At 70.6% G+C, this 14,034-nt stretch carries 10 protein-coding genes and 1 pseudogene; 8 read left to right on the forward strand and 3 right to left on the reverse strand.

Annotated features, from left to right (window positions below; translation table 11 throughout):
- Positions 1-197: 197 nt before the first annotated feature.
- Positions 198-701, reverse strand: a complete 504-nt coding sequence (locus tag BLTE_RS13215) for a methyltransferase family protein (protein ID WP_160140613.1) — start codon at positions 699-701, stop codon at positions 198-200.
- A 651-nt stretch (positions 702-1,352) separates the two neighbouring features.
- Here BLTE_RS13215 and BLTE_RS13220 point away from each other — a divergent pair.
- The 6 genes from BLTE_RS13220 to BLTE_RS13245 all read left to right on the forward strand — a co-directional run bounded on the left by BLTE_RS13220 (position 1,353) and on the right by BLTE_RS13245 (position 8,465).
- On the forward strand, positions 1,353-2,018 hold the full coding sequence (locus BLTE_RS13220; RefSeq protein WP_165439199.1) for a L,D-transpeptidase: 666 nt from the start codon (positions 1,353-1,355) through the stop codon (positions 2,016-2,018).
- Between the two features lie 251 nt (positions 2,019-2,269).
- Positions 2,270-3,613: an RsmB/NOP family class I SAM-dependent RNA methyltransferase gene (locus BLTE_RS13225; protein WP_126401139.1), complete on the forward strand. Its 1,344-nt coding sequence runs from the start codon at positions 2,270-2,272 to the stop codon at positions 3,611-3,613.
- A 157-nt stretch (positions 3,614-3,770) separates the two neighbouring features.
- A complete protein-coding gene (locus BLTE_RS13230; RefSeq protein ID WP_126401140.1) occupies positions 3,771-4,616 on the forward strand; it encodes a hypothetical protein in 846 nt (281 codons plus the stop codon).
- Between the two features lie 384 nt (positions 4,617-5,000).
- Positions 5,001-5,813 carry a GNAT family N-acetyltransferase gene (locus tag BLTE_RS13235; RefSeq protein WP_126401141.1) on the forward strand — a complete coding sequence of 271 codons (813 nt, stop codon included), beginning with the start codon at positions 5,001-5,003 and terminating at the stop codon, positions 5,811-5,813.
- Positions 5,814-6,167: 354 nt separating this feature from the next.
- Positions 6,168-7,745: a glutamine-hydrolyzing GMP synthase gene (gene guaA / locus BLTE_RS13240; protein ID WP_197723236.1), complete on the forward strand. Its 1,578-nt coding sequence runs from the start codon at positions 6,168-6,170 to the stop codon at positions 7,743-7,745.
- Between the two features lie 15 nt (positions 7,746-7,760).
- Entirely contained in the window at positions 7,761-8,465 is a 705-nt protein-coding gene (locus BLTE_RS13245; protein WP_244599993.1) for a hypothetical protein, read from the forward strand.
- Between the two features lie 13 nt (positions 8,466-8,478).
- Here BLTE_RS13245 and BLTE_RS13250 read toward each other — a convergent pair whose 3' ends face one another.
- Both BLTE_RS13250 and BLTE_RS13255 read right to left on the reverse strand, forming a co-directional pair.
- Positions 8,479-8,904, reverse strand: a complete 426-nt coding sequence (locus BLTE_RS13250) for a type II toxin-antitoxin system VapC family toxin (protein WP_126401143.1) — start codon at positions 8,902-8,904, stop codon at positions 8,479-8,481.
- The gene (locus tag BLTE_RS13255) at positions 8,904-9,146 is read right to left on the reverse strand and encodes a type II toxin-antitoxin system Phd/YefM family antitoxin (RefSeq protein WP_126401144.1); all 243 of its coding nucleotides are present in this window, start codon (positions 9,144-9,146) and stop codon (positions 8,904-8,906) included. Before BLTE_RS13255 ends, BLTE_RS13250 begins: the two co-directional genes overlap by 1 nt.
- Before the next feature lie 164 nt (positions 9,147-9,310).
- On the opposite strand from BLTE_RS13255, the gene BLTE_RS13260 reads away from it, so the two are divergent.
- Both BLTE_RS13260 and BLTE_RS18795 read left to right on the forward strand, forming a co-directional pair.
- Entirely contained in the window at positions 9,311-10,576 is a 1,266-nt protein-coding gene (locus BLTE_RS13260; RefSeq protein ID WP_126401145.1) for a metallophosphoesterase family protein, read from the forward strand.
- A pseudogene (locus BLTE_RS18795) lies at positions 10,573-11,130 on the forward strand (AAA family ATPase); the annotation flags it as partial. The gene BLTE_RS13260 and the pseudogene BLTE_RS18795, both read left to right, overlap by 4 nt.
- Positions 11,131-14,034: the final 2,904 nt, after the last annotated feature.

Consider the following 14,034-nt stretch of genomic DNA (forward strand, 5'->3'; position numbering starts at 1 on the left):
TCGTCCCGGACGGCGCAGGGTGCGCAGCATCCGGCGCCGAGCCGGGACCGATTTCAGAAAGGGGCGCCCTTTTCCGGATGACGGTCCCGGGTCGCGCGGCTGCCGCCGCTTGCCCGGGACGACAGACCACGAAGATGTACGCTCCCGGGTCTCGCTCACGCTCGCCCGGGACGACGACCCAACCCTTTCGGGCGCGCTCAGCCCTTTATCGGCGGCCAGCCATAGCGCGGCACCTCGGCCTTGTAGCGGCGATAGTCGTCGCCGAACTTGGCTTCGAGGTAGCGCTCCTCGCGCAGCACCACGCCGTAATGCAGCACCAGCGCCGCCGGCACCGCCATCACGATCAGCCAGTCCGAGGCCAACGCCAGCGCCAGCCCCACCAGCAGCAGGATCAGGCCGACATACATCGGGTTGCGCACGCGGCCATAGAGGCCGGTGGTCACCAGCGCCGTGCTCGGCCGCCAGGGCAGCGGCGTGGTGCCCGCCGCCTTGAAGCCGCGCTCGCCCGAGAGCGCCAGCGCCACGGCGGCGGCGATCAGCGGCGCCGCCAGGATCTGGCGGAGAAAGAAGCCGATGGCCGGCAGCACCGTGCTCGGCCAAACCATGTCGAGCATGAGCGCCAGCGCCAGCGCAACAGCCGCGATCACCGGCGGCGGGGCGATGACACCGGCGGTGTCCGGCGCGGTCGGCTGCTCGGCCATGGTCCCCTCCTCGCGTGTCCTTGCGTGCTGCCCCATCCTTATCACGCGGGCACTGTCGCGTCGTCCCGGCATGCCAAAGGTCGTCGTCCCGGACGGACGCGGAGCGTCCGAGCCGGGACCGTTTTCAGGACGGGGGCCCTTTTTCGGAGGACGGTCCCGGGTCTCGGCTCCGCCTCGCCCGGGACGACGAACCACGAAGACGGACGGATGGTCCCGGGTCTTCGCGCTGCGAAGCCCGGGACGACAGGAAAGAAGTCGTCGTCCCGGCCAAGCGGCGGCAGCTACGCGAGCCGGGACCGTTTTCAGGAAGGGGGCCCTTTCCGGAGGACGGTCCCGGGTCTCGGCTCCGCCTCGCCCGGGACGACGAACCACGAAGACGGACGGTCCCAAGTCTCGCCCACGTTCGCCCGCGACGACGCCCTTTGGAGCGCCCAGGACGACGCGCGTTCTTACGTCGCACCCGCCGAAAAATGGACGATTTGGTGTCGGCCGGCCGCGATCACGCGTCTGTGATCGAAAAAAGTCGCACACCCACGCATCCGCTCAAGCTCCTCGGCGTTGCCTCCCCAGAGGTTCGAGCCGTCCGGCCGCGTGCACCGACCCATGACGGGCACAAAGAACGACGGGCACCAAGAACCCAGGGAGACCGTCATGCGCCGTTTCGTTTTCGCCTGTGCCTTTGCCGCCACCCTGATCGGAACCGCCGGCATTGCCTCGGCCGGGCCGGTGAGCGTCGGCGAACCGATGTCGCTCGACCCCGCGGACTATCGCGAGGTGGCGTTCCTGTTCCCGTTCGAGCGCGGGCCCTCGACCTATTACCGCCAGCCGTCGCAGTCCGGTTACCAGGCCAATTATCAGGCCGAGCCGGCGGCGCGCAGCACCACCCGCACCATGGTCTCCTATGCCGGGCGCGAGGCGCCGGGAACCATCCTGATCTCGACCACCCAGCGCCGGCTCTATCTGGTGCAGCCCGGCGGGCGGGCGCTGATGTATTCGATCGGCGTCGGCCGCCAGGGCTTCCAGTGGGGCGGCACCCACAGCGTCAGCCGCAAGGAGGAATGGCCGGACTGGCGGCCGCCGTCGGAAATGCTGAAGCGCCGGCCCGATTTGCCGCGCTACATGGCCGGCGGCGAAGACAATCCGCTCGGCGCCCGCGCCATCTATCTCGGCTCGACGCTCTACCGCATCCACGGTTCCAACGAGCCGGAGACCATCGGTCAGGCCGTCTCCTCGGGCTGCTTCCGCATGCTCAATGCCGACGTGATCGACCTGTACAACCGCGTGCGGCTCGGCGCCAAGGTGGTGGTGATGCGCTGACCGGATCCCTTTTCCGGATGGACGGTCCCGGGTCTTCGCGCTGCGAAGTCCGGGACGACATGGGGAGAAGTCGTCGTCCCGGCCAAGCGGCACCAGCCGCGCGAGCCGGGACCGTTTTCAGGACGGGGACCCTTTCCGGATGACGGTCCCGGGTCTCGGCTCCGCCTCGCCCGGGATGACGAGCCAGGAAACCGGCGCCGCGCCCGCGATCTTTGCCTTGATCTTTCCCGCCCGCGCCGCGACAGAGGGGCATGACCCCTTCAGCCCGCCTGCAAGCCGCCATCGACATCCTCGCCGACCTCGACGCCCGCCGCCGCCCGGCGGCCGAGGCGCTGAAGGACTGGGGCGCCCATCATCGCTTCGCCGGCTCGGGCGACCGCGCCGCCATCGCCGGCCTCGTCTATGACGCGCTGCGCCGGCAGGCCTCGGCGACGTGGCTGCTCGATGCGGCGACACCGCGCGCGGTGATGCTGGGCACCCTGCGTCTCGCCCGCGGCCTCGATGCCGAGGCCATCGCCCGGCTGTTCGACGGCTCGGCCCACGCCCCTGCCCCGCTGACCGAGTCCGAGCGGGAACGCCTCGCCACCGCGAGCCTCGAAGGCGCCCCGGCCTGGGTGGCCGGCGACTATCCCGAATGGCTCGACGGCCGGCTGGCGGCGGCGTTCGGCGACGCCCGCATCGAGGAGGCGCGGGCGCTGGCGGCACGGGCGCCGCTCGACCTGCGCGTCAACCGGCTGAGGACCGGCCGCGCCGCCGCCAGGGCCGCGCTCGCCCACCTCCATGCCGCCGACACCCCTTGGTCGCCGGACGGGCTGCGCATCCTCGTGCCGGCCGAGGGCAAGAGCCCGGCGGTGCAGGCCGAGCCCGCTTTCCTCAAGGGGCAGATCGAGATCCAGGACGAGGGCTCGCAGCTTGCGGCGCTGCTCACCGGCGCCAAGGCCGGCGAACAGGTGCTCGACCTCTGCGCCGGCGGCGGCGGCAAGACGCTGGCGCTCGCCGCGCTGATGGCCAATCGCGGCCAGGTGTTCGCGTTCGATGCCGACAGCCGCCGGCTCGCGCCGATCTTCGCGCGGCTGGAGCGCGCTTCGACCCGCAACGTCCAGGTCCGCGCGCCGCGGGGCAAGCAGGACGTGCTGGCCGAGCTTGCCGGCCACATGGATCTGGTGGTGGTCGATGCCCCCTGCACCGGCACCGGCACGTGGCGCCGCAATCCCGACGCCAAGTGGCGGCTGCGCCCCGGCGCCGTCGAGCAGCGCGTGAAGGAGCAGGCCGAGCTGCTCGATCAGGCCGTCCGCTACGTCAAGCCGGGCGGACGCATCGCCTACGTCACCTGCTCGGTGCTGCCGGAGGAGAATGAGGGCCAGATCCGCCGCTTCATAGCTGCGACGCCGGGCTGGCGCGCCGTTGCGCCGGAGAGCGTCGCCGCAACGCTGGCCAAAAGCGCGGCAGCGACTGCAGGCGACGACGCAGCGTCGGCGAACGGCGCCGCAACGTTCGCGGAGGCGGTGCGCTGCAGTGATGTCGGCCTCACCATGACACCGCTGCGCACCGGCACGGACGGATTCTTCCTGTCTCTCATGACACGCAAGGATTGAAAATACGGCCAGATTGAGCCTTGCCGCAAAGCCGGCGGGATTTCGCCGGGCCCGGTCAAGATCCCGGCATGAAATCGTCCCTTCGGTGGGGAAGTAATCGGCCGTCCGGCCGCTGCGGCCGGGGTTTCGTGTTTTCCATCAACGGCCGAGGTCGCCCGTGAATTCCGCCCCCCGCGCTTTGGACCACACCACCGCGGACCCGCACGCCGCCGCGCCGCGCGGCCTGCTCTCCAGGATCGGGCGGGTGGTCACCGTCATGCAGGCGGTCAGCGCCGTGCTGGCGGTGCCGATCGGCGTCACCGGCGCCTATTCGGTCTACAACGCCAATCTGTCGACCGCTGCAACCTGCAAGACGCTGCGCGCCTCGCTCGTCGCCACCCTCGACCGCAATGTCGATCCCGACACTCGCCGCCGGTTGATGCGCCGCGATGTCGAGGCGTTCGCGCAGCAATGCGCCGCGGCCGATCCCGACGCGGTCGAGGTGTTCCGCGCCGAGCTGGCCAAGGCCGAGGCCGCGCCGGCTGCGGGCCCGGCGCAGGCGGTTACGCAGACAGCGGCGCCTCAGCCCGTCGTGGCTCAACCCGCTCCGCCGCAGGGCGCGGCGCAGCCGGCCGCCGGGCTCGCGGTGGTGCCGGTGCCGGTGCCGCGCCCGGCGACGCTGCACGCCGCTTTGCCGCGCCGCGAGGCGCCACGCCCGGAGGTGCCGCATGCGGAGTCGCCGCGGGTCGAGACGCCGCGGGCTGAGACGCCACACTTTGAGACTCGCCCGGAGACTCGCCCGGCGGTCGAGGCGCCCGTGCCGGCGGTCCCCGACCTCCCGCCGCCCAGCGCCGCGGCGCCGGTGAAACCGGAGCCGCCGATCGCCTCGCCGCAACCAAAAGGTGTGTGGGGGCCGCTGCGGCCGCCGGCCGATGTCGGTCCCGCCGCCCCGCCGTCGCCGCCGGCAGAGACCGAAGATCTTTCGCCGCAGACCGTGCTGCGGCTGGGAACCTTGCTGCGCTGACCGCCCCGGACGCGCGGCCGGCGCTTCACAGCGCCGCAACCGCGCCGGATGGAGCGGCCGCCCGGCGCGACGGCGGCACCGGGTTTTCCCTCATAAACCTCTGACTTGAGTCGATATTTCCCGTTACTGTAGCGGGATACCCTGACACAACCTGCGCCACGCCGGTAGCCTCGAACCGCCGGCTGCGGCACCGGCGCGATTTGCCGCGCCTGCTTCCCTTTCCAGCCCTATCCCGACTCGCCCGCCGCCGGTGCCAACCGGTAGCGCCTGTAACCTTGTCATAATGTCGCAGGGATCCGGCCGAATTGGTCGCATATGATTTCATTAACAACCGACCGCCGATAGAAAACACGGCGGCACTTTGGGGAATACGGGAGGACCAAGGTGTTCCAAATCGAAGCGATCGAGCGCGACGCGCTCATCTCCTTGCATCAAAGTGCAACCGACCTCGACCGCAAGGCGGCCGGGCTGTCGATCGAGACCATTGGCGGCACCACCGTATCGATCGCCGCCAAGCTGCCGCCCAGCGCCACCGCGGTGAACCGCGCCATCGGCCTCGGCCTCGACCGGCCGGCCGAGCCGGACCTGATCTCGGCCGTGGCCGACGCCTATGAGCGCGCGGGCGTCGCCAACTACATCGTCCACTGGCACCCCGACGCCGCGCCGACCCGGGCGGCCAACTGGATCGCCGGGCGCGGTCTGGTGCGGGCGCCGGGCTGGATGAAGTTCGTGCGCGGGCGCTCCGCCCCGCCGTTGCCCCGGCCCCACCACTTCGACGTGCGGCGGGTCGGTGCCGAGGACGGGCTGGCCTTCGCGCGCATCATCTGCAGCGCGCTGGGCCTCGGTCAGGCGGCCGAGGGCTGGCTGTCGCGCCTGCCCTCCGCCCCGGGCTGGCACGCCTTCATGAGCTTCGCCGACGACAAGCCGGCCGGCGCCGGCGCGGTGTTCATCTCCGGCGAGACCGCTTGGCTCGACTGGTGCGCCACCGCCCGCGACTTCCGCGGCAAGGGCAGCCATTCGGCGCTGCTGTCGGCGCGCATCACCGCCGCGCTCGACCTCGGCTGCCGGACCATCGCCACCTGCGCGCGGGACGACGAGCCGAGCATGGGCGACGACCATTCGTCCTATGCCAACATCGTTCGCGCCGGTTTCCGCGAGAGCTATGTGCGCGACAACTACACGCCGCAGCGAAGCTGAACCCGGGCGAAGGTGAGCCGCTGCGGCAGTGAGCCGGCGTTCGGCTGATCGGGCCGGGTCGCCCTTGTCCCGCTGCCGAAGCTCCCCGCCCGAGCGGGGATTTTCGGCGTGAGACCGCCTCCCACGACAATTCCTCCCGGTGCCGGTGCGGGCTGCGCGGCGCCGGGATCGTGCGTGTCCCTCCCCTGACACCCCGTGCCGGCCGCGCGGGGCTTGACCGCGCGAATGCGGCGCCGCAAGAACCGCCTGAGACCTGCTCCTCGCCGCGCGGCGGCGCGCCCTGCGCCCTCGCCGCGCCCGTCCGACAGCATCCCCTCAGGCGGCCGACAGTCAGCGGCCCGGAACCGACGGCACATGACCCAGGCGGCTTCTCTCCAAGATTCGCTCCACGACAAGATCCTCATCGTCGATTTCGGCTCCCAGGTGACCCAGCTCATCGCCCGCCGGGTACGGGAGGAAGGGGTCTATTGCGAGATCGTGCCGTTCCAGGCCGCCGAAGCCGCCTTTGCGGCGATGCGGCCGATCGGCGTCATCCTGTCGGGCGGCCCGGCCTCGGTGACCGAGATGGCCTCGCCGCGGGCGCCGCAGGCGATTTTTGACGCCGGCGTGCCGGTGCTCGGCATCTGCTATGGCGAGCAGACCATGGTGGCCCAGCTCGGCGGCACGGTGGAGGGCGGCCACCACCGCGAATTCGGCCGCGCCGAGGTGGAGGTGACCGCCGAATCCGCGCTGTTCGACGGCGTGTGGCGGATGGGCGAGAAGTATCCGGTGTGGATGAGCCATGGCGACCGCGTCACGGCCCTGCCGGAGGGCTTCTCGGTCATCGGCGTGTCGCCCAACGCGCCGTTCGCGGCCATCGCCGACGAGAAGCGCCGCTTCTTCGGCGTGCAGTTTCACCCGGAAGTTGTGCACACCCCGCACGGCGGCGCGCTGTTGCGCAATTTCGTCCGCAAGATTGCCGGCGCCAAGGGCGACTGGACCATGCGCGCCTTCAAGGATGAGGCGATCGCCCGCATCCGCGCGCAGGTTGGCAAGGAGCGGGTGATCTGCGGCCTCTCCGGCGGCGTCGACTCGGCGGTGGCCGCGGTGCTGCTGCACGAGGCGATCGGCGACCAGCTCACCTGCGTGTTCGTCGACCACGGCCTGCTGCGGGCCGGCGAGGCCAAGAAGGTGGTGGCGCTGTTCCGCCACGCCTACAACATCCCGCTGGTGCTGGTGGAGGCCGAGGCGCTGTTCCTCAAGGAGCTGGCCGGCGTCACCGATCCCGAGGTCAAGCGCAAGACCATCGGCAAGCTGTTCATCGACGTGTTCGAGGCGGAGGCGAAAAAGGTCGGCGGCGCCAGCTTCCTCGCCCAGGGCACGCTCTATCCCGACGTCATCGAGAGCGTGTCGTTCACCGGCGGGCCGTCGGTGACGATCAAGAGCCACCACAATGTCGGCGGCCTGCCCGAACGCATGAACATGAAGCTGGTCGAGCCCCTGCGCGAACTCTTCAAGGACGAGGTGCGCGCGCTCGGCCGCGAGCTCGGCCTGCCCGAGGTGTTCGTCGGACGCCACCCCTTCCCGGGGCCGGGCCTCGCCATCCGCTGCCCCGGCGAGATCACCAAGGACAAGCTCGATATCCTGCGCCTCGCTGACGAGATCTTCATCGAGGAGATCCGCCGCGCCGGGCTCTATGACGAGATCTGGCAGGCGTTCGCGGTGCTGCTGCCGGTGCGCACCGTGGGCGTGATGGGCGACGGGCGCACCTACGACAATGTGGTGGCGCTGCGCGCGGTAACCAGCGTCGACGGCATGACGGCGGACTTCTACGCCTTCGACATGAAGTTCCTCGCCCACGCCGCGACGCGGATCATCAACGAGGTCAAGGGCGTCAACCGCGTGGTCTATGACGTGACGTCGAAGCCGCCGGGGACGATCGAGTGGGAGTGAGCGAGGCGACGCCATTTGGCGCCGATCACCCTTATGAATGAGGAATTGCGGCAGATTCCGCAGCGAATTTTTAAGCTGGCAATCGCGTCTTTAACGCAAGCAAATACGCATGCGGTTTATGTAGATCCTCGCAATGACCACTGGGATGTATTGTCTATCTTAAATGCAGCCCACACAGGGGAGCTTTTCTTAAAAACAATAATAGCGCTTGAACACCCTCTTCTTATATTTAGAGAAATATTTAGCATTGACGACGGTTCTTCATCGGATATTGATCTTTCTAGCCTTTTACAGAAGGGCAAGACGCATGATTTTGAGAGACTTCCTCAGGTCCTTTGGGTTTCGACTGGAATTCGGTTGCCAAGTCCCTCTTGTTACGAGAGATTAAGGCGCGCTCGCAACGCTATCCAGCACTTCTGCGCTCCGAAAGATGTGGAGCTTGGAAGACTCTCCCTGGAGTTTATATATACAATCATAGATCCTTTAATATATCAACAATTAGGTATCTGTGCGATAAATTTTCACGAAGACCCGAGCGTTGGTTATGATTACATTGTGCAAAGACTTATAAGAGAGTCTTTTAAATTTTCGATGCCAGATGATTTTGGTATCACAGAGTTTGATTTGGCAGATGAGTTAGAATCTGTGGGGCAAGCTTATAGGTGTTGGTTCGCTGGCGAACTCGAACGTATCGGGAAGACAAACCTGCTCAAATTCTAGCGCGCCCCCCCACTCACCCCACCCCCTGCGTCGGCACGCCCAGGACCGGCCCGGCCGCGGCGAGGCGCTGGTCGAGCGTCACCACCGTCGCGCCGTGGTCGGAGGCAGTAGCGAGGTGCAGCGCGTCGCCGGCCCTGAGGCCCAGCGCGTGCTGGTCGACGAACTTCGCCGCCGTCCGGAAATGCCCGCCGGTCACCGGCAGCACGGTGAAGCTGTCCGCGGCCAGCCGGTTGAACATCGCCAGCGCCGCCGCCCGCTGATCGAGATTGATCTGTCCCGTCCGAAGCTTGATCGCCAAGGCGGAGGACATCTCGGTGATGGTCCAGTCGCTGATGACAAGCTGCGCCGGGTCCTGCTCTGCCAGCCAGCGCTGAACCCGCGCGGTCGCCGCTTCGTTGGACAGCGCCGCGACGATCAGCGAAGTGTCGAGATAGAGCATCAATAGCGCTCGCCATCCCGCATCATTCGCACCAGTTCGGCAGCGCTCTCGGCGGCCGGCGGCATGGTTGCGGTGAGCGCCTGGAGTGCCGCGAGATCGACCGGTTGGCGCCGCTTGGCCGCAGCCGTGAGCCGGGCCACCGGCTTGCCGCGCCTTGTGATGTCGATGGATTCGCCGGCCTCGACCCGGTCGACAAGCTCGCTCAGGTGCGCCTTGGCATCCGCCAGACTGATCGCGTCCATCCCCGCTCTCCTGACCATGCAGATGGTCATATAATCCACCGCACGCCATGATTCCAGGGGATGACGCATGGTGCGACACCCCCGGCTGGATTTTGTATTAGGTTTCGCTGCCGCACCCGCTCCGATCCGGAAACGGGATCCCGACCACAATGTCATAGCCTCGCATGCCGGCCGCGTCGTTCCAGTTCCTCCACGCCGCCGATCTGCATCTCGACAGCCCGCTGCGCGGTCTGGCGCGGCGCGGCGAGGTGGCGGGCGCGTTCGTCGAGGCGTCGCGCCGCGCGCTTGAGAATCTGGTGAATGCGGCGATCGCCGAGCGGGTCGCCTTCGTCATCATCGCCGGCGACCTCTATGACGGCGACTGGCGCGACTATGCCACCGGGCAGGTGTTCGCGCGGCAGATGGGGCGGCTGGCGCAGGCGGGAATCCGGGTGTTCCTGGTGCGTGGCAATCATGACGCCGAATCCGTCATCACCCGCCAGTTGCCGCTGCCCGACGCCGTCCACAGCTTCTCGGTGCGCGCGGTCGAGAGCATCGCGATCGAGGATCTGGGCGTGGTGCTGCACGGGCGCGGCTTCGCCGGCCGCCATGTCGCAGAGAACGTGGCGCGGACCTATCCGCCGGCCGCGCCCGGCCGCCTCAATATCGGCGTGCTGCACACCTCGCTGACCGGGCGCGACGGCCACGACGTCTACGCCCCCTGCTCGATCGAGGACCTGAAGCAGACCGGCTACGATTACTGGGCGCTCGGCCATGTGCACCAGCGCGAGGTGGTGGCGGAGGATCCGTTCATCGTCTTCCCCGGCAATCTGCAGGGCCGCCACGCCCGCGAGACCGGGCCGAAAGGTGCGACGCTGGTGCGCGTCGAGGGCGGGCGCATCCGCGCGGTCGAGGCGCGCACGCTGGATGCGGCGCGCTTCGATCACCGCACGCTCGACCTTGCCGACATCGAGGCGCCGGCCGACCTCGCCCGCGCGGCGCGCGCGGCCATCGCCACGGCCCGCGAGGCCGCGGACGGCCGGCCGCTGGCGCTGCGGCTGACGCTCGCCGGCGAGACCGCGCTACACGACCATCTGCACGCCCGGACCGAGCAGGTGAGCGAGGAGATGCAGGCGCTCGCCTGGGATGCCGGCAGCGATGTGCTGATCGAGAAGGTCTGCCTCGCCACCCGGCCGCGGCGGCGCGGGATGTCGCTGTCGGCGATCGCCGGCTTCGACGAGATCGTCGCCGAGGTCGCCGCCGACCCGGCGTTCCGCGCCGACATTCAGCGCACGCTGGCGGATCTGCGCAGCAAGACGCCGGCCGAGGCGCTCGACCTGCTCGGGCTGGGCGGCGCCGATGGCGAGGCGCTGGCCGAAGCGGCGATCGCCGCCGCCAGGGATGCGGCGATGACGGCGATCGCCGACGCCGAGCCGGAGCGCGAAGCATGAGGTTCAGCGCGCTGGGGCTCGACCGCTATGGCTGCTTCACCGGGCGGCGGCTCGATTTCGATCCGCGCGCGCGGCTCACCGTGATTGTCGGCGCCAACGAGGCCGGCAAGAGCACGGCGCTCGCCGCGGTGGCCGACGCGCTGTTCGGCATCGAGGAGCGTTCGCGCTTCAGCTTCCTGCACGACTACAAGAGCATGCGGCTGTCGGCGGAGGTGGCCGGCGGCGACGGGCGGACATTGGCGTTCGCGCGGCTCAAGCGGCGGGCGGCGACGCTGGTCGATCCGGCGAGCGATGCGCCGCTCGCCGACGACTGCCTCGCCCCCTTCCTCGGCGCGCACGACCGGCGGGCCTTTCTCGAAATCTACGGGCTCGACCAAGCCCGGCTGCGCGAGGGCGGGCGCAAGCTGCTGGCGGGCGGCGGCGACCTCGCCGACACGCTGCTTGCCGCGGCGCCCGGCCTCGGCCGCATCGCCGCGCTGCGCGACCGCCTGCGCGACGGCGCCGCCCAGATCTTCAATCCCGACCGGCGCAATGCCAACGCCGCGTTCTATCGCGCGCTCGACCGGCGCACCAAGGCACAGCGGCTGATCCGCGACACCGAGTTGCGGGTCGAGGACGCCCGCGCGCTGCGCGAGGGTGCCGACAGCGCGGCGAAGGCGCGCGCCGCGGCGGTGGCGGCGGAGATCGAGGCGGCGCTCGCGCTGTCGCGGGCGCAGACGCTGGTGCTGGCCGCGCGGGAGCTGCGCACCATCGATGGCGAGCTTGCCGCCCGCACCGCGCTCGGGCCGCTGCCGGAGGTGCCCGCCGGGTTCGTGGCGCGGGCCCGCAAGGCCCTCGCCGATCTCGCGCCGGCGCAGGAGGCGATGGCGCGGGCCGGCAGCGAAGAGGCGGCAGCGCGCGAGGCGCTGGCGGCGATCGCGGTCGACGACGCCATTCTCGCGCTGGCCGAGGCGGTCGAGGCGCTGGAGGACGAGCGGGCGGCGGTGGAGAAGGAGCTGAAGAGCCTGCCCAACCGCCGCACCGAGGCGACCGAGGCGCGCGCCAAACTCGAACGCATCGCCAAGGGCCTCGACCTACCGGACGTCGACGCGTTGCGGGCGCGGATGCCCGGCCCGCCGCTGTTCGCCCGCGCGGAACGGCTGGCCGGCCGCCTTGCCGCCGCCGCGACGCGCACCGAGACGCTGGAGGGCGAACGGGCGAAGCTCGCCCAGCAGCGGCGCAAGGCGGAGGAGGCACGCGCCGGGCTCGGCCATGTCGCCGACCCGACCCCGGTGCGCCGCCGGCTCGATGCGCTGGACGGCGCCGAGGAGCGCGAGCGGGCCCTGGTCACGCTCGACCGCAAGCTCGCCGCCGGCCAAGCGGCACTCACCGAGCGGACCGTGCGGCTCGGCCTTGCCATTGCCGGGCCCGACGCGCTCGCCACGCTGGCGCTGCCGGCGCCTGCCGCGGCCGAGGCGGCGCTGCGCGGCGTGCGCGCGTCGCAGGAGGCCCTGAGTCGGCAAAATGAAATCCTTAGCCAACTGTCGGAGCAGCTTGCGCTGACCGAGGCCCGGCACGCGGCGCTGACCGCCGGCCGGCCGGCGCCGACCGAGAGCGTGATCGCCGCCGCCCGCCGGAGCCGCGACGATCTGTGGGCGGCGCTGCGGCCGGTGGCGATGGGCGAACGGGCGGCCTCGGACACGGACCGCGACGCCGCGCTGCGGCTGGAGCCGGCGATCGCCGCCGCCGACCGGCTGGCTGACGAGCGCCAGACCGAGACGCAGCGGCTGGCGGAGCTGGCGCAGATCGAGCTCAAGATCGCCGAGACCAAGGCGCAGATCGAGGCGACGCGCCAGCGCGCGGCCGAGGCGACGGCGCAGGCCGAGGCGTCCGCCGCGGCATGGCAGGCGCTGTGGGCGGCGAGCGGCGTCACCCTGCCTGCGGACGAGACGGCACTTGCCGTGCTGCGCGAGGCCGCCGCCATCCTGACGGCGCGCGACGCGCTGGGCCAGGAGGCGGCAGCCTGCGAGGTACAGCGCGAGGCGGTGCGGTTCGAGCGTGCCGAGATCGACCGGCTGCGGCTCGACCTCGGCCTGCCGGCGCTTGGCGCCGCGCCCACGCGCATGGCCGATCTGCGCGAGGTGGTGGCCGACCTCGAACGCCGGTTCGGGCAGGCGCGTGCGCAGGACCACGCGTTCGCGCTGCTCGACCGGCAGGCGGCGGACATCGCCGAACGAACTGATGCTCTCTCGGCCGAGATCGCAGCGCTGTCGGCGGAGGCCGCCGACCTGTTCCCGCACCTGGCGATCCGCCCCGGCGCCTCGCACGCAGAGGCGCGCGCCGCGCTCGATCTGTGGCGCGAGACACCGGCCCTCGACGAGGCGCTCGGCACCGCCGAACACCGGATCGCCGGCATCGAGCGCGACGAGGCCGCCTTCGCGGCGCGGGTCGAGGAGCTTCTGCAACGGGCGGGCGAGACGCCGGCCGGCGAAGACATGTTCGCCGCCGCCCGCCGGCTGCGCGCCCGCCTCGATCAGGCGCGGCAGGCGCGCACCAAGGCGGACGCCGCCACCGACATGCTGGCGAAGCGCCAGGAGGCGATGGCGGCGGCAACCGCCGGCCTCGCCCGGGCGCAGGCGGCGATGGCGGCGATTTTCGCGGCAACCAATATCGATGACGCCGAAGTGCTGGGGCCGCTGCTCGACCGGCTGGATCAGGCCGCGGCTATCGACGCGCGCCTTGCCGAGGCGCGCGCCCGGCTCGCCGGCCAATGCGACGGACGCAGCGAGGACGATGTCCGCGCGGCAATCGCCGGCCAGGATGCGGAGATGCTGGCGCGCGCCGTCGCCGAGGCCAAGGCGGCGCACGATCTGGCCCGCGCCGCGCGCGACCGCGCGATCGAGGCCGACACCGAAGCCCGCACGGCGAAGGAGGCGATGGAGCAGCGCGAGGGTGCGGCGGCCGCAGCCCAGGAGGCGCAGGACGCGGTGGCCGAGATCGCCCAGGCGGTGGAGCGCTTCACCCGCGATCATGTGGCGGCGCGGCTGCTGTCGGCGGCGATGGACCGCTACCGCGCGCAGCATCAGAGCCCGATCGTCGAGCGGGCCTCGCGCCTGTTCGGGATGCTGACCTGCGGCCGCTGGAACGGCATCGGCATCGACTACGACCAGGATCCGCCCCACCTCGCGACGCTGCGCGACGGCCGGCTGCATGCCGTCGATGCGCTGTCGGAAGGTACCGCCGACCAGCTGTTCCTGGCGCTGCGCATCGCCGCGATCGAGGAGCACGCGCGCCGGGCCGCGCCGCTGCCGTTCATCGCTGACGACATCCTCGTCAGCTTCGACGAGGCCCGGACCGAGAGCGGACTGCAAGCGCTGGCCGAGCTTGGCGCGCTGACGCAGGTGATCGTCTTCACCCACCACGAGCACGTCGCCACGAGCGCCGAGCGGGTGCTGGCGGACGCAGCGTCAATCATCCGC

This window comes from Blastochloris tepida, assembly GCF_003966715.1.
GTDB classification, from domain to species: domain Bacteria; phylum Pseudomonadota; class Alphaproteobacteria; order Rhizobiales; family Xanthobacteraceae; genus Blastochloris; species Blastochloris tepida.

What these genes read in the sequence shown, in the direction of transcription:
- BLTE_RS13215 (WP_160140613.1), bottom strand. Translation starts at nt 701, where the DNA reads ATGGCCGAGCAGCCGACCGCGCCGGACACCGCCGGTGTCATCGCCCCG.
- BLTE_RS13220 (WP_165439199.1), top strand. Translation starts at nt 1,353, where the DNA reads ATGCGCCGTTTCGTTTTCGCCTGTGCCTTTGCCGCCACCCTGATCGGA.
- BLTE_RS13225 (WP_126401139.1), top strand. Translation starts at nt 2,270, where the DNA reads ATGACCCCTTCAGCCCGCCTGCAAGCCGCCATCGACATCCTCGCCGAC.
- guaA (WP_197723236.1), top strand. Translation starts at nt 6,168, where the DNA reads ATGACCCAGGCGGCTTCTCTCCAAGATTCGCTCCACGACAAGATCCTC.
- BLTE_RS13250 (WP_126401143.1), bottom strand. Translation starts at nt 8,904, where the DNA reads ATGCTCTATCTCGACACTTCGCTGATCGTCGCGGCGCTGTCCAACGAA.
- BLTE_RS13255 (WP_126401144.1), bottom strand. Translation starts at nt 9,146, where the DNA reads ATGGACGCGATCAGTCTGGCGGATGCCAAGGCGCACCTGAGCGAGCTT.
- BLTE_RS13260 (WP_126401145.1), top strand. Translation starts at nt 9,311, where the DNA reads ATGCCGGCCGCGTCGTTCCAGTTCCTCCACGCCGCCGATCTGCATCTC.